This is a genomic window from Ruminiclostridium papyrosolvens DSM 2782, from assembly GCF_029318685.1.
Classification (GTDB): Bacteria; Bacillota; Clostridia; order Acetivibrionales; family DSM-1351; genus Ruminiclostridium; species Ruminiclostridium papyrosolvens.
In genome coordinates this window covers 1,999,109-2,020,506 of sequence record NZ_CP119677.1, presented here as the reverse complement: position 1 = coordinate 2,020,506, position 21,398 = coordinate 1,999,109, and the positions used below count along the sequence as shown (strand labels likewise).

45 protein-coding genes are annotated in these 21,398 nt (G+C 36.6%); 7 read left to right on the top strand and 38 right to left on the bottom strand.

Going from position 1 to position 21,398, the window contains the following annotated elements; genetic code table 11:
- Positions 1–11 precede the first annotated feature (11 nt).
- The 9 genes from P0092_RS09435 to P0092_RS09395 form a co-directional block, all read right to left on the bottom strand.
- A complete protein-coding gene (locus P0092_RS09435) occupies positions 12–278 on the bottom strand; it encodes a hypothetical protein (RefSeq protein ID WP_004620160.1) in 267 nt (88 codons plus the stop codon).
- The gene (locus tag P0092_RS09430) at positions 278–553 is read right to left on the bottom strand and encodes a hypothetical protein (RefSeq protein ID WP_004620159.1); all 276 of its coding nucleotides are present in this window, start codon (positions 551–553) and stop codon (positions 278–280) included. The genes P0092_RS09435 and P0092_RS09430 overlap by 1 nt, the downstream gene beginning before the upstream one ends.
- Before the next feature lie 118 nt (positions 554–671).
- A complete protein-coding gene (locus tag P0092_RS09425) occupies positions 672–980 on the bottom strand; it encodes a hypothetical protein (protein WP_004620158.1) in 309 nt (102 codons plus the stop codon).
- Positions 967–1,314, bottom strand: coding sequence for a hypothetical protein (locus tag P0092_RS09420; RefSeq protein ID WP_004620157.1), 348 nt, complete (start codon positions 1,312–1,314; stop codon positions 967–969). Before P0092_RS09420 ends, P0092_RS09425 begins: the two co-directional genes overlap by 14 nt.
- Before the next feature lie 7 nt (positions 1,315–1,321).
- Positions 1,322–1,648, bottom strand: coding sequence for a hypothetical protein (locus P0092_RS09415; RefSeq protein WP_004620156.1), 327 nt, complete (start codon positions 1,646–1,648; stop codon positions 1,322–1,324).
- Positions 1,649–2,218, bottom strand: a complete 570-nt coding sequence (locus tag P0092_RS09410) for a hypothetical protein (RefSeq protein WP_004620155.1) — start codon at positions 2,216–2,218, stop codon at positions 1,649–1,651. It abuts the gene before it with no gap.
- Positions 2,211–2,597, bottom strand: coding sequence for a YopX family protein (locus P0092_RS09405; RefSeq protein WP_004620154.1), 387 nt, complete (start codon positions 2,595–2,597; stop codon positions 2,211–2,213). Before P0092_RS09405 ends, P0092_RS09410 begins: the two co-directional genes overlap by 8 nt.
- A 186-nt stretch (positions 2,598–2,783) precedes the next feature.
- A complete protein-coding gene (locus P0092_RS09400) occupies positions 2,784–3,356 on the bottom strand; it encodes a hypothetical protein (protein WP_004620153.1) in 573 nt (190 codons plus the stop codon).
- Positions 3,357–4,269: 913 nt separating this feature from the next.
- Positions 4,270–4,860: a hypothetical protein gene (locus P0092_RS09395; RefSeq protein ID WP_004620152.1), complete on the bottom strand. Its 591-nt coding sequence runs from the start codon at positions 4,858–4,860 to the stop codon at positions 4,270–4,272.
- Positions 4,861–5,118: 258 nt separating this feature from the next.
- On the opposite strand from P0092_RS09395, the gene P0092_RS09390 reads away from it, so the two are divergent.
- Both P0092_RS09390 and P0092_RS09385 read left to right on the top strand, forming a co-directional pair.
- On the top strand, positions 5,119–5,337 hold the full coding sequence (locus P0092_RS09390; RefSeq protein WP_004620151.1) for a hypothetical protein: 219 nt from the start codon (positions 5,119–5,121) through the stop codon (positions 5,335–5,337).
- An 83-nt stretch (positions 5,338–5,420) separates the two neighbouring features.
- On the top strand, positions 5,421–5,615 hold the full coding sequence (locus tag P0092_RS09385) for a hypothetical protein (RefSeq protein WP_004620149.1): 195 nt from the start codon (positions 5,421–5,423) through the stop codon (positions 5,613–5,615).
- Positions 5,616–5,676: 61 nt separating this feature from the next.
- On the opposite strand, the gene P0092_RS09380 is transcribed toward P0092_RS09385, so the two are convergent.
- On the bottom strand, positions 5,677–5,838 hold the full coding sequence (locus P0092_RS09380) for a hypothetical protein (protein ID WP_199398952.1): 162 nt from the start codon (positions 5,836–5,838) through the stop codon (positions 5,677–5,679).
- Positions 5,835–6,062 carry an LLM class flavin-dependent oxidoreductase gene (locus tag P0092_RS09375; RefSeq protein WP_199398951.1) on the bottom strand — a complete coding sequence of 76 codons (228 nt, stop codon included), beginning with the start codon at positions 6,060–6,062 and terminating at the stop codon, positions 5,835–5,837. The genes P0092_RS09380 and P0092_RS09375 overlap by 4 nt, the downstream gene beginning before the upstream one ends.
- Positions 6,063–6,234: 172 nt before the next feature.
- On the opposite strand from P0092_RS09375, the gene P0092_RS09370 reads away from it, so the two are divergent.
- From P0092_RS09370 to P0092_RS09350, 5 genes are all read left to right on the top strand, one after another.
- On the top strand, positions 6,235–6,468 hold the full coding sequence (locus tag P0092_RS09370) for a hypothetical protein (RefSeq protein WP_004620143.1): 234 nt from the start codon (positions 6,235–6,237) through the stop codon (positions 6,466–6,468).
- 40 nt (positions 6,469–6,508) lie between these two features.
- Positions 6,509–6,676 (top strand): hypothetical protein, encoded by a 168-nt coding sequence (locus tag P0092_RS09365; RefSeq protein ID WP_004620141.1) that lies wholly within the window; start codon positions 6,509–6,511, stop codon positions 6,674–6,676.
- An 11-nt stretch (positions 6,677–6,687) separates the two neighbouring features.
- Positions 6,688–6,918 (top strand): hypothetical protein, encoded by a 231-nt coding sequence (locus P0092_RS09360; RefSeq protein ID WP_004620139.1) that lies wholly within the window; start codon positions 6,688–6,690, stop codon positions 6,916–6,918.
- A gap of 93 nt (positions 6,919–7,011) precedes the next feature.
- The gene (locus P0092_RS09355) at positions 7,012–7,176 is read left to right on the top strand and encodes a hypothetical protein (protein WP_004620138.1); all 165 of its coding nucleotides are present in this window, start codon (positions 7,012–7,014) and stop codon (positions 7,174–7,176) included.
- A gap of 126 nt (positions 7,177–7,302) precedes the next feature.
- A complete protein-coding gene (locus P0092_RS09350) occupies positions 7,303–8,550 on the top strand; it encodes a DUF3560 domain-containing protein (RefSeq protein ID WP_004620135.1) in 1,248 nt (415 codons plus the stop codon).
- 151 nt (positions 8,551–8,701) lie between these two features.
- Here the strand turns inward: P0092_RS09350 and P0092_RS09345 are convergent, their stop codons facing one another.
- From P0092_RS09345 to P0092_RS09215, 27 genes are all read right to left on the bottom strand, one after another.
- The gene (locus tag P0092_RS09345; protein ID WP_004620133.1) at positions 8,702–9,646 is read right to left on the bottom strand and encodes a transposase; all 945 of its coding nucleotides are present in this window, start codon (positions 9,644–9,646) and stop codon (positions 8,702–8,704) included.
- 116 nt (positions 9,647–9,762) lie between these two features.
- Complete coding sequence (locus P0092_RS09340) at positions 9,763–10,704, bottom strand: phosphoadenosine phosphosulfate reductase family protein (protein ID WP_004620131.1); 942 nt, start codon at positions 10,702–10,704, stop codon at positions 9,763–9,765.
- Between the two features lie 44 nt (positions 10,705–10,748).
- The gene (locus tag P0092_RS09335; protein ID WP_004620129.1) at positions 10,749–11,147 is read right to left on the bottom strand and encodes a beta-sandwich lipoprotein; all 399 of its coding nucleotides are present in this window, start codon (positions 11,145–11,147) and stop codon (positions 10,749–10,751) included.
- Positions 11,148–11,202: 55 nt separating this feature from the next.
- A complete protein-coding gene (locus tag P0092_RS09330; protein ID WP_004620127.1) occupies positions 11,203–11,472 on the bottom strand; it encodes a hypothetical protein in 270 nt (89 codons plus the stop codon).
- Between the two features lie 3 nt (positions 11,473–11,475).
- Positions 11,476–11,751 carry a nucleoside triphosphate pyrophosphohydrolase family protein gene (locus tag P0092_RS09325; protein WP_040759081.1) on the bottom strand — a complete coding sequence of 92 codons (276 nt, stop codon included), beginning with the start codon at positions 11,749–11,751 and terminating at the stop codon, positions 11,476–11,478.
- 1 nt (position 11,752) lies between these two features.
- On the bottom strand, positions 11,753–12,061 hold the full coding sequence (locus tag P0092_RS09320) for a nucleotide modification associated domain-containing protein (RefSeq protein ID WP_004620123.1): 309 nt from the start codon (positions 12,059–12,061) through the stop codon (positions 11,753–11,755).
- An 11-nt stretch (positions 12,062–12,072) separates the two neighbouring features.
- Positions 12,073–12,396 carry an HAD family hydrolase gene (locus tag P0092_RS09315; protein ID WP_004620121.1) on the bottom strand — a complete coding sequence of 108 codons (324 nt, stop codon included), beginning with the start codon at positions 12,394–12,396 and terminating at the stop codon, positions 12,073–12,075.
- 189 nt (positions 12,397–12,585) lie between these two features.
- Positions 12,586–12,900 carry a hypothetical protein gene (locus P0092_RS09310; RefSeq protein ID WP_004620119.1) on the bottom strand — a complete coding sequence of 105 codons (315 nt, stop codon included), beginning with the start codon at positions 12,898–12,900 and terminating at the stop codon, positions 12,586–12,588.
- Between the two features lie 16 nt (positions 12,901–12,916).
- The gene (locus P0092_RS09305; protein WP_004620118.1) at positions 12,917–13,084 is read right to left on the bottom strand and encodes a hypothetical protein; all 168 of its coding nucleotides are present in this window, start codon (positions 13,082–13,084) and stop codon (positions 12,917–12,919) included.
- Positions 13,081–13,566 carry an ASCH domain-containing protein gene (locus P0092_RS09300; RefSeq protein ID WP_004620116.1) on the bottom strand — a complete coding sequence of 162 codons (486 nt, stop codon included), beginning with the start codon at positions 13,564–13,566 and terminating at the stop codon, positions 13,081–13,083. Before P0092_RS09300 ends, P0092_RS09305 begins: the two co-directional genes overlap by 4 nt.
- Positions 13,563–14,519, bottom strand: coding sequence for a DUF5131 family protein (locus tag P0092_RS09295; protein WP_422784826.1), 957 nt, complete (start codon positions 14,517–14,519; stop codon positions 13,563–13,565). The genes P0092_RS09300 and P0092_RS09295 overlap by 4 nt, the downstream gene beginning before the upstream one ends.
- A gap of 9 nt (positions 14,520–14,528) precedes the next feature.
- Positions 14,529–14,756 (bottom strand): hypothetical protein, encoded by a 228-nt coding sequence (locus P0092_RS09290; RefSeq protein WP_131451634.1) that lies wholly within the window; start codon positions 14,754–14,756, stop codon positions 14,529–14,531.
- A gap of 29 nt (positions 14,757–14,785) precedes the next feature.
- Positions 14,786–15,013: a hypothetical protein gene (locus P0092_RS09285; protein WP_131451632.1), complete on the bottom strand. Its 228-nt coding sequence runs from the start codon at positions 15,011–15,013 to the stop codon at positions 14,786–14,788.
- Positions 15,014–15,047: 34 nt separating this feature from the next.
- Positions 15,048–15,344 (bottom strand): hypothetical protein, encoded by a 297-nt coding sequence (locus P0092_RS09280; RefSeq protein WP_004620107.1) that lies wholly within the window; start codon positions 15,342–15,344, stop codon positions 15,048–15,050.
- 16 nt (positions 15,345–15,360) lie between these two features.
- On the bottom strand, positions 15,361–16,542 hold the full coding sequence (locus P0092_RS09275) for a radical SAM protein (RefSeq protein WP_004620104.1): 1,182 nt from the start codon (positions 16,540–16,542) through the stop codon (positions 15,361–15,363).
- Between the two features lie 40 nt (positions 16,543–16,582).
- Positions 16,583–17,011, bottom strand: coding sequence for a DUF5651 domain-containing protein (locus tag P0092_RS09270; RefSeq protein ID WP_004620102.1), 429 nt, complete (start codon positions 17,009–17,011; stop codon positions 16,583–16,585).
- Positions 17,008–17,442: a RusA family crossover junction endodeoxyribonuclease gene (locus P0092_RS09265; protein WP_051132018.1), complete on the bottom strand. Its 435-nt coding sequence runs from the start codon at positions 17,440–17,442 to the stop codon at positions 17,008–17,010. Before P0092_RS09265 ends, P0092_RS09270 begins: the two co-directional genes overlap by 4 nt.
- The gene (locus P0092_RS09260) at positions 17,439–17,588 is read right to left on the bottom strand and encodes a hypothetical protein (protein WP_199398954.1); all 150 of its coding nucleotides are present in this window, start codon (positions 17,586–17,588) and stop codon (positions 17,439–17,441) included. The genes P0092_RS09265 and P0092_RS09260 overlap by 4 nt, the downstream gene beginning before the upstream one ends.
- Positions 17,581–17,988, bottom strand: a complete 408-nt coding sequence (locus P0092_RS09255; RefSeq protein ID WP_004620098.1) for a hypothetical protein — start codon at positions 17,986–17,988, stop codon at positions 17,581–17,583. The genes P0092_RS09260 and P0092_RS09255 overlap by 8 nt, the downstream gene beginning before the upstream one ends.
- Positions 17,981–18,220, bottom strand: coding sequence for a hypothetical protein (locus tag P0092_RS09250; protein WP_004620096.1), 240 nt, complete (start codon positions 18,218–18,220; stop codon positions 17,981–17,983). Before P0092_RS09250 ends, P0092_RS09255 begins: the two co-directional genes overlap by 8 nt.
- Positions 18,217–18,531 (bottom strand): hypothetical protein, encoded by a 315-nt coding sequence (locus tag P0092_RS09245; protein WP_004620093.1) that lies wholly within the window; start codon positions 18,529–18,531, stop codon positions 18,217–18,219. The genes P0092_RS09250 and P0092_RS09245 overlap by 4 nt, the downstream gene beginning before the upstream one ends.
- Positions 18,531–19,265, bottom strand: coding sequence for an ATP-binding protein (locus tag P0092_RS09240; RefSeq protein ID WP_004620090.1), 735 nt, complete (start codon positions 19,263–19,265; stop codon positions 18,531–18,533). Before P0092_RS09240 ends, P0092_RS09245 begins: the two co-directional genes overlap by 1 nt.
- A complete protein-coding gene (locus P0092_RS09235; RefSeq protein WP_004620089.1) occupies positions 19,237–20,061 on the bottom strand; it encodes a conserved phage C-terminal domain-containing protein in 825 nt (274 codons plus the stop codon). Before P0092_RS09235 ends, P0092_RS09240 begins: the two co-directional genes overlap by 29 nt.
- Positions 20,062–20,066: 5 nt before the next feature.
- Positions 20,067–20,231 (bottom strand): helix-turn-helix domain-containing protein, encoded by a 165-nt coding sequence (locus tag P0092_RS09230; protein WP_004620087.1) that lies wholly within the window; start codon positions 20,229–20,231, stop codon positions 20,067–20,069.
- 85 nt (positions 20,232–20,316) lie between these two features.
- Positions 20,317–20,757, bottom strand: a complete 441-nt coding sequence (locus P0092_RS09225; RefSeq protein WP_004620085.1) for a single-stranded DNA-binding protein — start codon at positions 20,755–20,757, stop codon at positions 20,317–20,319.
- Positions 20,750–20,980, bottom strand: a complete 231-nt coding sequence (locus tag P0092_RS09220; protein WP_004620084.1) for a hypothetical protein — start codon at positions 20,978–20,980, stop codon at positions 20,750–20,752. Before P0092_RS09220 ends, P0092_RS09225 begins: the two co-directional genes overlap by 8 nt.
- A gap of 57 nt (positions 20,981–21,037) precedes the next feature.
- On the bottom strand, positions 21,038–21,349 hold the full coding sequence (locus P0092_RS09215) for a hypothetical protein (protein WP_004620082.1): 312 nt from the start codon (positions 21,347–21,349) through the stop codon (positions 21,038–21,040).
- Positions 21,350–21,398: the final 49 nt, after the last annotated feature.

Sequence of the window (21,398 nt, the reverse complement as noted above, 5' to 3'; positions counted from 1 at the left end):
TACTCTTCTCCTTATAAGTTATCTTCAATTGTGGCTAACGCATGTAGTACTTGAGCAAGTGTTTCGTCTGTTCTTTTAATAGACATTAAAATACTTGCACCGTTTGATACCGGTGCATTGCCTTTTGTTTCTTGTGTCCCAGTAAACAGCTTCGAGTAGATGGATACAACACCATTCAAAATGTCACATGCCTTGATTTCTACACTATCTGCAAGTTTACTAAGGTTTTCAGATTTGCAATCTACTGCTACACATAAATTTTCATTTCCCATTCCCATTATGCTTTTCTCCCTTCATTTTGTTGGCTAAGAATATGTTGCTTTATTTTGGTTATTTCTTCACTTAGCTCAAAGTTTTTACCATCTTTTGTAATTAAAGCTATGCCTTCTTTGGTAATGCATAAATAACGCCCGGGATTATTTATCAGTGGAGAAACTTGTGTGAATCCGTATGATTTCATGTATTGGACTATTTCATCATGTTCCATTAATTCATTTTCCCACTTTTTATCCATTGTTTTTATTGCCAACTGGTATAAATCAGTTTCAGGCATCGGCTTTCCTCCTTTCATCTTTTTGACATTCAAGAGCGGTTTTACCGCATCTTATACATATGTAACCTTTGCCATTCTTGTACCGGACTTTATGTTTGAGCCATAGAAAACATTTCATTTACTCACACTCCTTAAATATTTCGGGGTTATCTCTGATTAAGCAGTAAATGCCTTTTGCTATTTCATCAGTGTACAATTCATTGTTTTCTCCCCATTCAATACCTCTATCCCTAACTATTCCATGGACAACTTCATGTAGAAATGCTTGCTGCTGTTTCTGAATATTTCGGTTTGTATTGAGTTCTATTTTTGCATCTTCATAATGAATAATTCCTAGACATTCTCTACCCTCCAGACACAAATTGTTTTCAGTCTGAATTACATCATAATCCATATATCCAATTCTTACTTTCTCAGGTATTTTCATTGCTGTCCTCCATCTTCTTAATGACTTTATCTAGTAGCTTATTTCCCATAGCATAAAACTTTTGATATGCCGGGTTTTCAGGGTCATTATTCCATCCAAGGTATTCCTTTGGAGATTTATTCAAGGCCTTTCCATACATTGAGCATATACCGCCATCAAGCTTTAATTTCCGTATAAATTCATTTGGCATTTCACCTTTGACGTAAAGCTTTGTTAATTCACTGTTTACAAGATTTAGTATTCCAGTCATTACCAGAACTGAATACCGCAATTCGTCATACTCTGGTCTGCCGTTGGTTTTACATTGTTCAATGATTTCGTTAAGTGTTTTCATAATTTTGTTAAACCTCCGAAGATTCCCTGTTTATATATTTTTGTTGTGTTTTTTCTATTTCCAATATTTTGTCTGGTAGTTTTTTGTTTAATGTTTCATGAATTTTAGCTCCTGCTTCTGCAATTGCCATATTTGCTATTGCATCTGGTGAAATTTTGCTAACTATTTCAGAATAGTTTTTTTCCAAAATATCACAAGCTATTTGGTGTGCTACTTTTTCAATCACAGTCAGCATTATAGGTTCATATAAATTTTGATATTTTTCTTGCTCACTTATTTTTGTAACGTATACATCTTTACTAGTAGCAGCATCATAATATTGCTCCATCTTCACTTATATTCCTCCTTCTTCCTCCACCTTGTAAACCCCATCCATTAGTACATATTGGCTTACTCTCCTTGACCTTTTAGACCTCATTATACGAAGTTCTCGAAGCTGCCTAACACACTTTTTAGTTTTAGTTATGCCGTAAATAGTGGGTAATGACTTTACTTGTCCCGTGGAATAGTCAGTGTGGAAGGTAACAAGCTCAGTAAAAAACGGTATTAAGTCAGGAATCTCCTGGACTTTTGCAACTTTTTTATCGTCAATTATGGCTACTTCATTGTTGGGTAGACGTATTTTAAGGGATAGTATGTTGTCTTGTGGGCTATGTATACTTGTACCGTTATGCGGGTGTCCGAAGAAGTATGGATTTATGTTTTCAGGCTTATTCTCTTTGTCAATTTCAATTTCGTCAATCACATATATGTTCCCGGTATCTATATCTTGTAATAAGAATAGGACCATATTGTCAACTTGTCCAACTGCTGCTCTAAAAGTTTTACCTGAAAGCGAATTATAAAGCACAGTTTTATCCATAACTATTTTTGATACATCAAAAAGTGGCTTATCGTTATTCATGAGGTACCTCCATCATCTCCGGATTGTCGTGTATGTTGCCGATAACTTCAACACATCTGAATGATTGTAAGAATTCAATCCAAGTCCAATTTCCAAACCACCATGTGCCATTTCTATATGTTATATCGTATATAAATGGACTAGTTTCTGTATCTCCGTATTTATAGGCTTTCACAATGTCGTGATGATATATTTCATGCCCATTTATGGTTTCTATGTATTGTCCTACTGTTTCCGGGATAACAGGAATTATGAGCCAAGTATCCTGAGTGCAAATCCTATGTCCATCACTATCTTTATATGGAGTAACTTTTATGTAGCACCCATACACCCACTCACCCGTATCTACTCTCTTGCCTCTGAATTTATGTTTTCTCATTGATTTAATGTTCCTCCTCCTAAACTTCTATTGTTCAAGTTTTCCACATGTGAATAACTTCACTTATTAACATTTTATCCACACATATCTGTGGATAACTTTATTATAAACCGGGTTATTATCATAATCAAGTACAACGTATTAAATTTATACTTTTATTTATTTTTATCTGGAAATGAGGCAGAATTATAAATATTCTTCTCCTTCCACATCTCCGTCCGTCATAATAATTGGCATGTAGTTTCCGCTTGCATGCATGTCCATATAGGCTTCAAATACTCTATTGCTCAGGTGTTCCCTTAATTCTTCCTGAAAGGCAATGAAGATATCTACAGGAATATAAACTGTGGAATTGAAATAAAGTGGACTTATGCAAAAAAAGTTTTTTCCGCTGATAGGAATTGATTTAATAATCTTGTTTTCAATGAGTTTCTTCCAGAACTGAACGAACTTTGTTCTATGCAGACCTATTTTTTCATGTATTTCTTCCCGTGTTAAAGGAACTATACCGCCATTGGTTCTCTTGGCAAGTAAATTGGACTTGGAATATATCATTCTGGATATTTTATATATCCTGCCCAGTTCCGCATCCGAGAAACATTCCGGCAACGAAATCGACAAGTAGCTTTTTGTCATTGCTGACTTGTATTTGAAGTTGTATCCATACCCTTCTTTCATTGGGTTATAGAACTTCTGTGTCCTTTGAGCGAGTAATTCACCATCACTTGATACACTTTCCCGCTTGTAGTATGTATCCATCTTGATATCTCCAATTCCTTGATAATAAAACGACCCTAAAAGGTCACTTTTGAAGAAATTGCGACCCTACAGGGTCACTCCAAAACTCCCGAAATATTTGTTATTAGTGGTTTACAAGGAAATCGCCAGACAGATACGTATAATATATTATATATACAACTCTGACTGGAACGAAAAAACTTGAAACAGGCACAAAAGGCTTTTGGTTTTCCTTCACTCTCATAATAAATCTTAAATTTAATGTTTTTGGTCAAAATAATATGTGAAAATAAATGTTTTTGGTCTTTTTATTGATTTTATTTTAAAATTGGCAGGTCTTTTTCAGAGGCATTAGGCATTTTCAAGGGTATCCCTCCCCCTATCAGAAATATGAATGCAACCAGAAGGAGAAAAGCTATTGAATTTGGCAACCGGCTTGACACTATAACGTGAAATTATCTTGCAAGTTTAAGGCTGTTTTGTAAAGTGGGACGGAAGATTCTCACTCTGGTGTCAAGTGGACTCTTTTTGGGCTGCTTTTTTATACGGTTAAACATTGGTTGGTGGATACTACGTACGTGGACTGTCCTATCCTGCGACTGGCCCGTTTTAAGTGTACCCCCTCCCCTATAACCTTGTATGTTGGATTAGGTATGTTTGTTGCTGCTGTCTGCTCCTGCTTGATGCATAAATCCGGCTGAGCTCTGGCTTAATGTTACGATACTATAACTCACCCATGTGGTTGTGATATATGTACTATTATGTATAAGTATACACATTATAGGGTAATACTTGTATAAATATACTGTATAAATACATTTTAATTACGCTTTGGAAAATGCTGAAAAAATAAAGTAACCCGAAACCCTTATGGTTCTAGGCTACTTTAGTACTTTAACGCAATCAATTACACGAAATAGCAATTTCGTAGTAATTACTCACTACTTGCATTTATACTCACTTTTGTTGGTTGCTGAAGCTCTGTTTTATCTGGAGCTGGCATAATCTGAATAGTAATTTTTGAAGGAAGTTGATTGCTGTTTGACTGCTCCGGTGCTGTTTCGCGGTAGCCAAATAGTGCTTTTGCAGTAAATATAGCATAAGCTGGGTTTTTAGCTGTGTATCCTGCTTTTTGATTAAAATCCTCTAATCTTAAAAACACCTTTTTAAATTCTGCGGACAATTGCCGTTTTATAGTATCTTCTACGTTTTTATCGTACTTACTGCAAGCATCGTAATTGTCAATAACTTCCATATCGGGTGCAATGGTTAAAAAGTCCTCTAACGCTTCCATTTCAGCTTTTTCATCCGCTTCTGTTTCTATTTCTTTTAATATTTCAGCTTTTTCATCCTCGGATTTGTGTTTATACTTATATCTATCATTTTTGTAATAATTAAAGCAGTCTTTTGTTATTCCCATAAACAAGCAAAATCCTGCGTCTGTAGGTATTGACTCAGTTTCAAAGTAAGTATCTATTTTAATTCTTAAATCCTCCAAACTGCCCCATTTCATACGTCTAGCCATCAAAGTTCCCTCACTTTCCTGCTGTCTATAATCTTATTATGCACAACAGATTAAAACACCAAGTCAAAAACCCTGAAAAAGCACTATTCCCATTAATTTCAAAATTTCTTTACTTACTCCTGCAAGGGTTTGAGGTCAATTTGTCGAAAGATGTCTAACGATTCCCTATTTACTTTTGTGCTACATTCGTGCTACAATATGAGCATAGACAACAGAGCGACAGACACAACAAGGTGTCGGCTACATTGGAGGTAATGCATGAAGAAATTGAATGTACATTGGGATTTTGAAGGGCAAGAACATACTGGGAATGTTGAATTTGAAACACTAGACAATGGTAAAGTATTTGTATCCTTTACTAGCGACCTTACAACACAAGTAATCGAAAATGGCGAACTCAACAAAGAAGATGCTGAGGACATATACAATGAAATATTATCCCGTGACTGTGATGTTACAGGATATGAGATTTTCTAGTCTGCCTGATGATGGGTGGCTGACTACCACCCGAAACCGCTTCGGCGGTCGCAGGAAGTCAAATAGAATAATATTGGGGTGATATGATGCCAGAAGCAAAGAAAAAAGCAACAAAAAACAAGGACGTACGTGCAAGAGTTACGCCGAGAATGAAAGAAGCTGTAACCCGTAAAATAGAATCGCTGAATAATAGCAATGAAGTGTACGGACCTATTCGGGAATCAGATGTTTTAATAAAGCTCCTTGAGAAATGGCTCAAGGGAGAAGTTGAAATATAAAATGACTAAATCAGCAAGGGTGATAATTCCCTTGCTTTTTTTGTTGTACTCGAGCATATATTTAATTAATCTCAAAATCCGGCTTTGAATTATCCATAACGGCCTTTAAGCAGCGTTTTAGTAGCATTTTTGCATCTTCCTCTGATAGTTTATCAATCAACTCATTACGCTTATTATCATCAGTCTCAGTAGTAATTTTGATAGCCCTTTTGGCAGTAATCATACTTTTTCCCCTTTCGGAACCCATTCAATTTTATATCCTATTAAATCTAAAATTTCGCAAACCTCACTATATTTTAAGGTTCCCCGAATTAATTTTGAACTAAAATTCTGAACTGTTGTATCTCTATCATGCTTTTTGTTTAAGGAATCAACAACTTGCGTCATTGTCCATCCTGATTTGATTATTAAGGCTTTTAATTCTCCCTTTAAAGACAATACTACCACCTCCTGAGTATAGAATAACACATTTGATTATACGATTCAACTATCTATTTTAAAATTATTAATAATATTTTAAAAATATATTTGACAATTTAAAGTACGTGGAATATAATTCAATTATGGAGTTGAGATTTAAATTATAAACTTGAATTTAAGAAGAATGGAGGACTCAAACATGAAAGGATATTACACTTTACTCGGAATAGGCAGTAAAAGCGACGTACCAAATATACTGACACACGGAAAAATGCACAAAAGCATATCAGTAAAAATTCAGGAAAACCGCCAAGGCGGTACACCTTTAATACACAACTGTTGCATGACAGTCTGTGTAGATGAGGCCGGAGAATATATTGATTTTACGAATACCAGATTTAAGGAAAATTTAGGAATAGTAAGGATTCAGTAGTATTTTAATTCCCGTAATTTGGGAGAATGGAGGAATGAAAATGTATAAAAGCAAAAAGTTAAATGAAATGAGAGAAATTTTAGAGGAAGAATTTAGGGAGCAATATGACATATGCTGTGATGCTAACAACCTTGATTATATGTTAGCATTTAAAAAAGCTTTTGAAAGTATTGTTGAAAGTTTAGCTGACTTTGATAAATTATTATAGGAGGTGTTGGAATGGATAACAATTATTTAAAATCCGAGAGAGGTATTGAAATAGCAAAGCATTTTACAAACGCTGAACTTGATACAATTAGGCAGGCATTAGAACATCTTGCAGATGCACACATTAAACAGGCAAACCAAATAAGATATACTTCTGGCTCTGATATAAACACTGAATATGAGCAGAAACAAAGAGAGCGAGCGAAGCTTATTCGTATACTGACATTGGATTTTTTGATTTAATGCAGATGGGCCGGAGAAATCCGGTTAATGCCGATACCGTAAGGTATGCAGTCCAAACGCTGCAGGCAAATTTAATCGAAAGGTGGGTTAAATATGATTACTGTAAAATGTATCTATTCAAACGGCGATACAATTACAACTAGCTTTAACGGAACTGTCGATGATGCAAACCAATATTTTTTGAATCAGTATTTTAATATAGGTACAGTAGTTGACAACATGCAACAGTGTGTAAAAATCGAAAGTATGAGCAAATAGCAAATACCCCATTACACAACCGACCAAAGCTTTGTAATGAGGTACCACGAACACACAACCACAATGGGAATGTGCAACTATAATTTTAGCACATTCCCGGTAAATTCGAAAGGGGAATGTAATATCATGGGTAAATATTTATTAAACAAGGAAACACAGAAAATTGAACTTCATTTCGGCAAGACCGAATATATGGCTTTATCAGAACAGCAGAAAAGGGAAATAAAATCTAGCTTCTTATGGTCACGTACAGCCGGGGCATGGGTAAGCCGAAGCATAAACAATCATTACTGGGCTATCCAAACAGCTCAAAAATTAGGTCTTGAAGATGCAGGAACAATTGGTGAAAGGCTTTCATATGCTGAAGAACTTGAACGTAAATCTGAGAGAGCTGAATCAAGGGCCGAAAGATACGAACAATATTCTGAGAATGCAGAAAAAAGAGCCGTAACCTTACAGGCTGACTTTAATAAATACCGTAAAGATTGGTCGTGGTTAACTCAGCCGATAATTGCCGGTCATGCAGGAAGTCAGGCGTTCGCCAGACACAGAAACAAAGTTATTGCACGATATGAAAGAGGTTTTGAAGAATATAAAAAGTCTGAATATTATCAGGATAGAGCAGCAACAGCCAGAACGACCGCAAATAATGCAAAATTGAATGACAAGGTATATCTTGATAATAAAATAAAAGAGTGCAATAAAACCCTTAAATTTCATCAAGAAAACATTGCAAAATACGAAAATGCACTGTATAAAGTTCAACAAGGAGAAATCTTAAAAAAACGTTCTGGGGAACCGTTGACGCCTGACTATATTGAACAACGCATCTCTGAAAGACTTGAAAAATACGAATGGGAGCACGACAAACTAGAATTTTTTGAAAAGGCTTTATCTGACTTGGGCGGAATTCAATTCAGTCGGGCAAATATAAAGCCGGGGTTTATAGTCAGTATCAGAAATTCAGGAAGGCAATGTGAAGTTGTATCGTGTGGACCTGTTAATGTAACTTATAAAATTCTTTATGGTGGAGCTGCCGGAATGGTATTGACTGACCCTTACGCTGCCATTGTGGAAATTGTAGAAGCCAAAGAAAAGACAGAGGAAATCAAAAATCCTTTTGTAGTAGGTGATATTCTGTGTAAGTGCCGTCCTGCTGACAATAGCATATACAAAGCTTATCAGGTAATTAAAACTACTAAAACTGGCGTTAAGTTGCAACAGATAGCTGTTGAAAATGGTCTTCCAATTCCGGATAAGTTCACCGGAGAAGCTGCAAAGCAGAAAAAAATCGTCAAAAACAAATGGAGCGATTTTGTTGGCGTATATGACGATGATTGGCAATTACATAAATACGAACCAAAAGCAATATAACCCCATAAGCCGAGCCGGGGCGGTTAATTCCGGCTTGACTTTTATGTAAAAATTGTATAATATTGTTATGGTTAATATAATCAATTTGGAATGTAAATTTTATTACTAACCACTTGTGCAATAATTTAATATAATCAAAATGGAAAAAGCCCTAGCAATCGCCGGGGCTTATTTTATTGCTCTGTAAATCCTTCATCCTTGGTACAGTTCCTTTCTCCTGCCGTATTCTTTCAAGCTCAATCAATTGGGGTTCTATTGCCTGTAATTTCCGGCAAACACTGCATAGCTCCAAGAGGTCTTTAAAAATACCTGCCTGATACCATCGAATGAATGCTTTTCTCAGGTTGTCAGGGTCGAGTTTATATTTTTTCCCGGATAACCTCCAAGATGAACCGGTGGTGATTGAATTATAAATTGCATTGAAATAACTCCTATCTCCTGCATATTGTTTACCACGGAACGGCTTATGCTCTGGCAATACCCTTGATATTAATTGCCAACTATCGTCTGAAATCCTTGTATAATCTACTGTTCGTGAATTAAATACCGTATGCGGTATTAGATTACTATACCTCACAGACTTGCTTTTGTGTCGGGCGTTGGAATCCTGAATCATTATCTTAAAAGGACTTTTCCGGGAATCCCCGATAATCTCAGTCAGTATCTCCCACATATCAGCATTGGTTGCAAACTCTATGTAATTACTATCGGCTAATCCTTGCCATGCTGTCTGCTCACACTGTAACCTTCGCTGCTTAATTGGTTCGTATATATTATCTTGCACCTGATACTTGTATAATTCTTTCAACCTTTCAAGATGTAGACTATACGCCGTCATACTTCCCCTTCTGTTCGCCTCCTGAGCCTTTTTTATTTCTCTGGTAATACAATCATCAAGGTTGCCCTTTGCCTCCTGTTGTAGACGACTGTATACGGCTTGCTTATCGCAGTTGTAAGGATATCCTTTAACAACATTTATAATTGTTCCCTTGCTTACATAGAAATTATCTGCTATCTGCTGATAAGAGTATTTTGTGGTTTGGTACATTTTTATTACTTCCTGCTGCTCTTCAGGAGTTAAGTACTTTTTAGCCATAGGTTCCCTCTTTTACATGCATAATTTGTTCTATCTGATTCACTAATTGAATGTTTTGTTCGTTTTTATGATATCACATTACAGATAATAAGTACATAATTTATTCATAATGCGTACTAATCATCCGGCTCTAAGTACATTTGATTTGGATTAAATGCCGGTAATGATTTTCTTTCTATCCACCAATTCCATACATTCTTTGCAGTATCAAAAGGCATAGGCTTTTTCCCTTTAGCAATCCTTTTTTCATCAACTTTTCGCCTTTTTCTTTCAACTACCATTTTTTCAAAGGCCAACATGTAATACTTTTTGAACTCAGGGAACATCTTAAATTCAAATTCTCTATTTGGTTTATTTGCTAGCGGACAGCCGACACAACCTAACCTATCAAAGCCACAATCATATAACTTGCAATACGTTATCCTTTCGGCTTTATGATAATCCCAAATCTGTTCTGTAGTCCATGAAATTATAGGATTTAGAGCTTTAACCCCCTTCGCCATGCAAACCTCAAATTGCTTTCGGTTTTCGCCATTGTCATTGAATAATCTTATATTTTCCTTGTTTTTCGATATTACTTCCATCGCTTCTCTTCCGTTGCTTCTTGAAGGACTTTCATCCCATCTGACTCCAAAGGAATGTATGCAATTTTTATTTATCTCAGGACGTTTTTCTTTTAATTCATCACAACAATATCGCATTAATGCTGTTGGTGGAGTACAATGGTCTACAATCATTTGAATCATAGACTTTTCTGGATGTATGGGTATAACTTTATATCCTTTTAGTTCAAGTTCATAAGCTTGCCTTCGTCCAAAGTAAATCAGCTCTGGAGGGTCAATGCCTGTAATATTCCACTGTATAAAAAATTTAACTCCGGCTTTAATAAATAATTTTAGGTTAGCCATGCTATCCTTGCCCCAAGACATTGCAACACAATAACCTCTGGGATCATGCTGCAAAGCTAATGGTTCAAAGTATTTAATCAATTCTATTGATTTTGATTCAACGTCGTAACTTTTTATATCAATTAGTGATAATTGCTTTGCTGTTAACATCAATCCCACCTCCTGTTGGTGCGTAATAGACTTATTTTTAAGTATTAGTCAATGTTTTTAACTCCAACAGGAATCCACATTTTAGGATTGTAGTTTAAGGTATACTTGTATTTATCAACATTTTTAAAGTTTTTCTGTTCAACAACATATGTAACATTATCACTTAACCCAATAAAATGCTTTTGATATAACCCGTTTTCATCTTCTACAATTACTTCAAGTTGATGGTCTGTATTATCGGATGTTATAGACATCTTCCCCGTCATTTGAAACAATACATCACCCTGTATGCAATTTATAACTGTTAATTGCCTAACTACATTAAAATTGTCTGCTTCTTGTGATAAATTTTGGGACACTCTTTCTGCCTCTGTGCATCCTGTCAATACAAATAACCCAATAATCATCACTGCAACCATTAAAAGTGTAATAATTCTTTTCATAAAATTTCCCTCAACTTTCCGCCATTTTAGGCTATACATTTATTCATTCGCTGAACTATACCAAACATCCATCAATCAGTAATAATGTTGGTTCTTTAAAACTAATTAGCATATTAAATTCATCAAGTACTTTTTGCTTGTCTGCCTCAGATGTACAACAACTAAGAAACTTTTCTTTTGCTTCTTCAAGTGTAAGTTCCTTAGGTGGTCCGTTGCCTTCTTCTATGTCACACACCTGTTCTTCGTAGAATTTTATTGCCTGTTCTTCTGTTTCGTCGCATATCAATGCGTAATATGGAAAATCAATGAAATCAAAGAATTTCATCCTTTACACCGTCCTTTCTATTCCAAGCCTGTCAGCCAACCGATTTATTTTTTCTCTTTTAAAAAGTCCAATTTCGCCCTCATCAATTTCTAACATAATTATAAGTTGTTCAATCATTATTTCAACGTCTGCTATTTCTTCGATTATTTCAGCCCTGTTTGACTTACCTCTTTTGTGCTTGCATATCTCTTTTGTGAGTTCTGACATTTCCTCTATAACCATGTCTAGTTGTGCATCTTTGCCCCATGTCTCTATTGCCTTTTTTAATATTTCATTCATTTTACTCAACGTCCTCACTCCCTCTCTGCTCCTGTATTTCCAACTCTATCAACGTCATAAGGCAGTAATTTGCCATGTCTTTAAACGTGTCTTTCAGGCTTTCATCCATGACCTTATTTTCTGCCCCGGTAGAAAGTGCCTTAATTCTGTTGAATTTATCGTACATACGGGTTACAGCCGAGATAACTCCAAGTTCCTGAAACGTCTTCCCGAAGCTGTCCCCGTAGGCTATGTTTTTAGCCTTGTAGACTTCGTTCAGTTCTTCGCACAATTGTTTATGTCTATCAAATTTATTGTTATTTTTCATCATAATCACCCTTTCTATGGCACAATGTTTACAAGTATTACTTTCTCCCATTCGTAACCGTCAACAATTTTTCTAGCCTTTTCATCGGAGAAATCAAAATCATGCATTGCTTCGTCTACCAAATCTTCAAAATCAGCCGATTTTCGGTACATTCTTTCGTCCTTTACAAAAACAAAATCAATCTCAGTTGTGTCCCATCTTGCAACCCATGAACCGTAATCATCACTCACTACACATTCGGTGTCTACTAGCGGTAGTATTCTTAATTCTGGATTTTCCTGTACTAGATTTAATAAGTTTTTAACATTTTCTTGTTGTGCCTCTATTTCTTTACCCATAAAATCCTCCCTTTCCGGCCTCTGGCCTATCACTCCCATGTGTACCAATCACATTCTATACATTCATACCGTTTGATTTCTCTACCCTCATAATCTTCATCTGCATCTGTTTCAATCACGGGGCTGCTACATTTTGGACAAACCATTTCTTTCACCCTTTCTTGGTTCGCACTTCCTCTATTTGCTGAACTACGGACTAACACACAATATAAACGGTTCTTTATACTTATGTAGCCTTAACTGATATTTCAGAGCTTTTTTAAGTGGAATTTCAACACATGGTCCACCTTCTCCGTTGCATGTTGCCCTTCTCTTGCGGTTAGATGGTATCTCGCTTATCGGGTACTCCATGTACTGGCTTTTCATATCAACTTCATAAGGATATGTATCTTCTTTGTCAATTCCAAACTCATTACAATACCATTCAACCGCCTCATGCATAGTCCTAGCTGCTACGGTATTCATATCATCCATTGCAAACGCTTTCCATCTTGCTTTCCTCATGCTTTACACCTTCCTTTCAAACTAACACTACTGTTTCATTATTTTTTATCGGGTACTGCTGCAATATAGCACTTTCCATATCTGATTTTAAATGTCTCTCGAAGTACGGTTCCCACGGACCATAATCCTTTATTGTGTATGTAATCTGTGATTTATCCTTAAAGACTATTTTCAGTTTCTTCATCCTTTACACATCCTTTCATTATTCCAGTTCCATATTCTTTGCATCCCTTTTGCCGGGATTGGTTCGGGAAGTGGTTTAATGTTTTTGAGTATCCATGCATACCTTCCTGGCGTATAATCTCCAAAATGATACTCATTGCCGTCTATTACATACCAATTTTCACCCATGTCTGCATAGGCCATTTCATTGAGTTCGTCTTTTGTCCTAATAGGTAGGCAAGCAACTAGGTCACAAGTCGCAACTACCTTCCCAAAAGGGCCAGTTCCATGTTCCAGATAGTAAAGCCATGAGCCATTATAATCCTTTATTTTGAGTATCTTCGCAAACTTGGGACAGAGTTCTCTTACCCACTTCGGCATTGAAGCCGCTGCGTGAATTGCTAATGGGCCTCTATAACTTGTAGCCCATGACCTAGTTTCAATTTTCTTTTCACCCATAGCAACCAGTGTTGCCCAAGGTTCATAAAGTGTTATTGCTTTCATTTTGCTTTCTCCTTCTCCCATGGATATTCTTGTATTTTCATGGGCCAGTTAAGATTATTTTTTAAAAATAATGGTATCCCGGCATCCCGGCACTGGTCTATTATTGATTGCACCCACTCTGGTTCCGGCGGCTTTGCTCCCGGCCCTGTCTCTGCTCCGACTATTACCCATTCAATTTTATTATCTGGTGTCCATTTTCCATCATCATCAAGGTGGTATAGTTTTCCTTCAAGCGAATCATGTGTAGTACAGCCCGGATAACTTAGCCCCGGAATATCAGTCAAATCTATTTCACCCAATAAAGGCTCAATGCTTAAAAATTTGTGTCCTTCATCAAAGTTCAATAGCTCAACAACTCTTCTTTCATCCTTTTGGCTATTTATAGTCGTTCCAAACCAGATATTATCCCAATTTTCAGTCTCATATGGATTGTATTCACTTTCATAGTGTTGTACTGACCTTTTATATCTACTTGGGTTTTTGGTTAAAAACAAATACCTGTGGTGGTCTGCATTAAAGGAAGCCTGAAATACTTCGTCTATCCATGAATCCGGCACCCAATCCCCGAACAGGTCGCCCATGCTAACAACAAAAATGTTTTGAGGTTTGGTCTTTTGGGATGGTTCTAGGAGGCGGTATTTGTGGAAGGTTGGGTCAAAGCCATAAGGGTAAGCTTGTATTATCCCTTTCCCATGTTGTGTCCTTTTCTTAAAATTTCTAATAGCTACTTCTAAATCATGAATTTTTTCATATTGTAAATATCTTTTGCAGTTAAACGATGGTTCAATCTCGCAATCACCGCTTATGTTACAATTGCCGTTTTCACAAGGCACTTGCCCAAATCTTTCAGCTATTCTTTTAGCATAGCAGTAATCACAACCATGCAGACACCCCGTTACCGGGTTCCAAGTGCTGTCGCACCACTCAATTTTACTTTTGTTCAACGTCCTCACTCCCTCTCTTTATCCTCGGTCACATTGACTCACTGGTTTCCCGCAAATTCTACACAAGGATTCACCTGTATCAGTGTCCTCACTTTTTTGCTGGACGTTTTCCCAATTAGTCTCTATATATGTTCCATCTGAAAGTCTCATTGTAACCCTGTATAATTGAAAATCAGCTCCTGTAACAAGACCTTCAATACCTGCACAAGGCCCAGTTTTTATTTTTGCGGTGTCATTTACTCTCATAAAATCCTCACTTTCCGGCCTCTGGCCTATCATTCACTAAATCTGTCTAATATGTCTTGATAGTAATTTCTTTCATCCTCATAGTGTTTATATATTGCATCTTCTACTTCAATTTTTACATCATGCAAACAGCGATTCCCGTCAGAAACAAATTCCTCTGTTGAGTCAGTAACTGGCGAAGAATAACACCAATCTCCATCTTCATCCTTAAATAATTCCGCTACTTTTTCATCATCGTAGAATGGGCGAAAATACAATACGTACCTGTCTCCACTCTGCTCCCATTTTTTACTACCCAATGTCGTTCACTTCCTTTCGCACTTCCTCTATATTCCGTACTAACTTACCCGGCTTCTTCTCGTTCGCTATTTTCATCAACCATATATCCAGTTGCTTGTCAGAGAATTCCTGTTCTCGAATTTTCTTTCTCTGAAGCTCAAACACTCCGTTGATCTTCTTATCAATTTCGAATCTGTCGGAAAAATAGCATTCAAAACTTTTTTTGTTTTCGGTGTATTCCTTGTCGTTTTTCTCAGACTGTTTTACAAACCTGTCTAACCGCTTTTGTAACTGAGGTATTAAATTCATGGTTTCACGCCCCTTTCTATGCTGCTTTCATGCATGCATCCGAATACTTTTTGTCAAAATACTTTGCCGCAATTTCGGGATACATCTGTTCAAACTTCTCCATCTGAACCCAAGAAGAACCTTTTTTATGTCCGTCTTGCAAGTATCTTTCAGGGTCATGTTTGTACTGCTTATATCTTTTGCCCATACCCCGTCCGATGCAGAATTGTCTATATGTCATTGTTCTTAACGCCCAAGGCTGATTACACCAACTTGCTATTTCATTGTAGATAGCTGAAAATGGACTTAGTTTGTAGTCTAAATGCCGCATTATGTAAGGAACACAATCATATTCAGCTAGAATAAAAATCCTTTTAAAAACGCTGTTCAAGTCCTTTACCCAAAATTCAGTTTCATATTCTTGGAGTTTGTTTCTTTTTTCCTCATATCCGCAGAAAGTGTATAACTTAGTTCGTTTCTGAGTGTATTTCCTCCACAATGCCAACTTTTCTCTTATAATTGGTTCATCATTTATATTGTCAAAAGCAAAAATAAAATCCTTGTAATAATTTGCATTTGTGAGCTTCTCGGCTTTCTTGTCAGTCATTAGCCTTATGTCTAAGCCCTGTTTAAATTGAAACGGCTTGCCTGTCTTTATTACTTCGTCCAACAAGGGCTCCCAATCTTTATACCCAAGAAACTGGTCATCCAGAAAAATGAATACCCCGTAATCTTTGTTGTGGAATTCCTCTATATGAGCATTGAAACGTACCTTTGTACAATCCTTGTTTACACAGAATGAGCAACCCATAAAACAACCATCTGTTAGTTTCCCGATTGAGCAGCTAGTGTAAAAGAAAAATTCTGATTTTTTATAACCTTTATCAATCATTCTTTTAACCCATTCAGAATATAAATTGTAATCCGGCATATGGTGCTCAATCTCGGGTGGCAGTCTCGGGGCTGTCTTAGGATAATAAAAGCCAGTACCGCCGTATACTACATTTGGTAAATTTAATATTTCATCAGGTACAATTGTTCCAGTGAATACCTTTGATATGTATACTTTGTCAAACTTGTGTACTTGTTTCCATTCGGTTATAAGTTCCGTTGTATCTCCTAGCCCCAAGTGGTACCCGCTTATTCGCATGCAACATGAATTGGGGAATCTATGATTTACATTTGCAATTAAGTCTGCATCTGCTATTGCAACATTCAATTTATCACCTTCTTTGTGCGTAATATTTTGCTATTGTCTACTACACCTTAAACTCACACTTGCCTTTTTCATCGTGGCAAGGTGCAACTTCTAATTTCTTCAATGTCTTCCTCAAATTGCACCGTTTGTAATCTCTGGTACAAGTCTCACAGACAGTCAACGCCTGCTCCGTCAGTTCATCGAGATGTTCACGTTTTACAGTGAGCTCCTTCTCTCCAACCTTCTTTTTAACCTTATCCGGTGGAATTACAGCAATCTCACAGGTCTTAGTTGCTTTCAATATCTTCTTACAGTCCTGAGCCGGTATCCTGTTAACAATCGCCTGAAACAACTCTAAACCATGCTTCCCGAGTTCTTGAGCTTCTTCGACTTCATTGCCTTTTAATCCTAACTGCATTACTCCTTCGGTCAGATATCCGCAAATTGCAGCAAAGAGAATTAAGTCTGTTTTCTGCTGTTCAGTAATCATACTGCTACCTCTGAAATTTCTACTTCAACCCTTGGGTCATTGCTATAGAATTTTTCAACTATAGCACTTACAATCTGGCTATCATCATCATATGCAAGACCGTTGAGGGCATCAGATATAATTTTCCCGACATTATCCCAATCAGGCTTTTTCGTATGCCTTATCTTGCCGTTAAGAATATCGTTATATCTTTGTAATGTCTGGGGCTTTGGTTTTTTAGCCTTGGGAATTTCGCCTTGTGGGATTTTGAAATATGCTTTTATATCAATTTTGAGTTGTCCTTGAAGTTTCTTATTGGCGTGTTGAATAATGTATAATTCTTTAACTAATGTTTCATAGTTAAGTGTCTTTTCAGGTGTATATGTACCAAACTTACCTACTCTTGGCCTACCTTTTGCACACGGCTCACCCGGTATTGTCAGTTTTATCAAAACAAAATCACCCCCAGGATTAAAGCAGTCATCATGCACCATAAAGCCCTTAACCATTTAATTTTTTGCCCATAGGCATATAATCCCGCTATTAACATGAAAAGCATCATCAATCCGATTCCGATAATCTGCAATGTGTCACTCATGGTTGCCCTCCTTGTATGGTTCTGGTAGTTCCCGCCAGGCTAATATATTGGTGTATATTTCTGACGGTTCATCCCACTCTCTAACCCATCTGCCATCACCCATGTAGTACAAAGTAGTTGGCACTATCGCAAACTTATTGATTGTTACCAAATATGCTTTAGGCTCTCCGTTTTCAGGATTAGGATTACCCGGCAACCTCTCGCTTACAGGTATCCACCTTTGTTGCTGCTGTTCTTTGAATAATTGTTCAATCACATGTTCCATACTTTCCATGTAATCCGCACATTCAATCATGAATTTCCGTTGTCCTATGTTTAAAATATCCCAATTTCCATATACTCCGTCTGAGTTAGGGTATTTAACATTTTCACGGATAGTGTCGATAAATCTATTACTCATTTGGCTCACTCCAATCTAGTTTTTGCCCGCAATGTGAACAACAGCTCAAATTTTCAAATACTATGTTTGGTAATTTTTTGCGGCAGTGTGGACATGCATTCCTATTATCTATGTCTAGTATTTTTTTTGGCACTTGCTTTTCAAGAGAATCAAATATAACTTTTACAATATCATCCTCCCAATGACCTTTGTGTTGTTCCATTACTTTTTGGGCTCTTTGTATCTCGCTCACTTCCACCCCTCCGAACTTTCAATAAATTTCAGAGCCATGGCACTCATTTGACTTGCTTCGCAGGCTAAAAGCTTTGCATTTTCCCCAAGTTGTTTAATTTGTTCAGCTGCGTCCAAATTATTTCTTATAAGTTCCCATGCCTTTTCAAAGCCGTCCATTACTCTCTGTAATTCTTCTTGAGATTCCTGCAATTCCTCATAAATTATAGCTATCCCGTGATATTGACTTGGAAACTTTCCGTGTTCATCGTAGCTCCAAACCAGTTCATTATGTATTAACATTTCCGCATCATTGATTAGTCCTTGTCGCATTATAAGCCCTCCATTCTGTGATTTAATTCCTTTCCCTTTAATTCAACAATTCGTCCCTTACACATTTCAATAATCCTGCTCCCGGTTGCATCATCAAAGTCAACTAATTGTCTAGAATAATACTCAGAAGAAACGAGTATAGGTAATTGCTTCAGATATCTGTGGTTAATAAGTTCAAACATTATTCGCATTTCTGATTCATTCATTTTTCCGTCTTTAGTTGCTCCTTTAAATAAATCATCTATCAGCAAAACCGGGGCCATTTTAAATTTATCCATTCGTGATTGGTATTCTTCTTCATCGTTTATTATCTGCTTGAGCTGTGTTACCACCTCACGATAAGGCATATATAGCACTCCAATGCCACGTTTCAGCAGTTCATTTGCTATTGCTATTGTTAAATGTGTTTTACCTGAGCCGGGTTGACCTAACAGAGCAATAGAATTATTTCGTCCTAATTTGATAGTCTGAAAGTTATGTAAATACTCAGTTGCTATTGTTCTAGCCTTTTTTTGTTCAATGTGTTCTTTGCCCTCGCTATCAAGTTTAGGCTTATAAGCATTAACTGTTTTAGATTTATCACTGTCAGATATTCCACTTGCTGCCATGATTCTTTTGTAAAACTTCAACTCTCGGCACTTACATGGAGCAGCACTATTAGATTCCGCATTGAATATAAACTCTGTATCCTGACACAATTCACAATCAAAAGTCGACTTCTTCGTCTGCTGCACTTGTGTCTCCGTTAAACATGACTTTAGCAAAGTCATACTCCCCTTCTGTATTTTGTTGATTATTTCCGCTATTGGATCCATTCTTACTCCCTTTCTCATTCAAGTACCCTTCAAACTTTGTACCAAATAGAGTTTCCGGTCTAAGATACTTATTCATCACGGGGTCATTAAGCCATGTGTCTACTTTGTTATCTATTACTGTATAAAAGTCTTGTACCGTAAATCCTTCATTCCACCGAGCTGATATAAGGGTTTGTGTTTTGGCTGAAGTATGTTTATAATTCTTATTTGCTTTTTGATTGAGGTAATCAATAATAGACTGGAAAGGTATATTATTATTTACCTTCTTTACCTTCTTATCTTTCTTTCTTTCTTCTCTAGTGGTTAGGTCTTGGTTAGGTCTTGGTTGGCTGTTGGTTAGGTCTTGGTTAATTGGTTGGTTAGCTTCTTCATTATCACTTTGGTATAACTCCCAATTTATAATGGTTACAAGGATTCCTGTCTTGGTTGTTTTGTAGGTTAAAAAATCAAGTTTTCTAAATCTTTCTAGAGCAGTTCTTACATTCTGTCGTGTGATTCCAACACCACAACAATCAATAATTGAATTTGCACTTGTAACAAATTGACCTATACTTACTTCAAACTTTCTACCCTCCCATTCCCATTGTTTTGGCTTAAAATTTGCCATTGCTAATAAAGTAACTAATATAGCTTTTTGTTCAGGTGTACTTTTCAGCCATATAGGTTTGGTAAATAACTCTCGCCAAGTTTTAAAATATCCAACGGGTTGAATCAATCATCTCACCCCTCAACCCCTAAAACTGCCTTCAACTTCTCCAGATTTTCAGGAGATGGAGAGCAACCGCCTTTTTCCCACAAAATATATGCTGAAACAGAAACACCAACTTTTACCGCTACCTCAATCTGTGTAAGTCCCTTTTTATTTCTGAGTTCCTTTAAATTCATAGTCGTATTCCTCCTTCCTATTGCTATTAATCCTACTACTATAAATAATGTTTGGCGGTCAAAAAGATTTATGTTAACTTTTTATTTACGGGAAGTCTAACCCTCCGTTAAAAGGCAAATCATCATCTTCCATAGGAGGATAGAAGCCGTCCCCGGATTCACTTACAGTAGGTTCTGAACTATCCGGCTTATTAGCAATTGGAGCTGTTCTCTTGCTGTCTGCAAAATAAGTTTCCTCTGCAACAACCTCTGTAACATAATGTTTTTTACCCTCATTATCGTCCCATGTTCTGGTCTGAATCCTACCAACCACAACAACCTGTAGTCCTTTTGTGAAGTATTTGCCTACAAATTCGGCAGTTTTCCCCCATGCAACTACATTAATAAAATCTGCCTGTGGCTGCCCTTCTTTTGCAAAACGCCTGTTTACGGCAAGAGTAAAGCTCGCAACCGCTGTATTGTTTCCACTGGTGTATCTCAGGTCGGTGTCTTTAGTCAATCGGCCCATAAGTATTGATTTATTCATTACGTACCTCCAGTTTTCCAAAAGTAGGTTTGGTTGAAATTGACCATTTGTTAAGTATGTTTTCAACACATAATTCTTCCTTTTTCGTACCTATATTGAATAAATTTATATCGATTCTGCCAAAACCTTCTCCCACATTTTGGAGTGATACTATTCTTCCACTGGCTTGAATCGACTTTACCAATTCATTTGCAAGGTATTTTATCTTTTCATCTTCATCCAATTTTTTTGTACTTATGGAAACTCTCCATAAAAATAATTTAAATGATATTTTAATACGTCATTCCTCCTTTGGTTCCCAATTTTTGCAATTCACTTTAGGTTTTATAGGTTGCTTATAGATATTATTCTCAAACTCTAATTCTGAATTTATCTTACATTCTCTGTACAACCAATGTTCTGTATCTCCTCCCGGTAATTCCGGATGGTCGCAATAATCATGGACAATACTTCCATGTGCACAAGTTATACAAGTTTTATTGTCTGGATTGTACCAACATATTTTTTCATGTTCTTCTATATCTTTAATATTGCTTTTGTGTCTATATCCACATTTGAACTTACAACCATAAACTTTATATTCTATTGGCATATTCCCTATCAACCTCCATAACCGATTACATCAACCACCGTCATTTCTC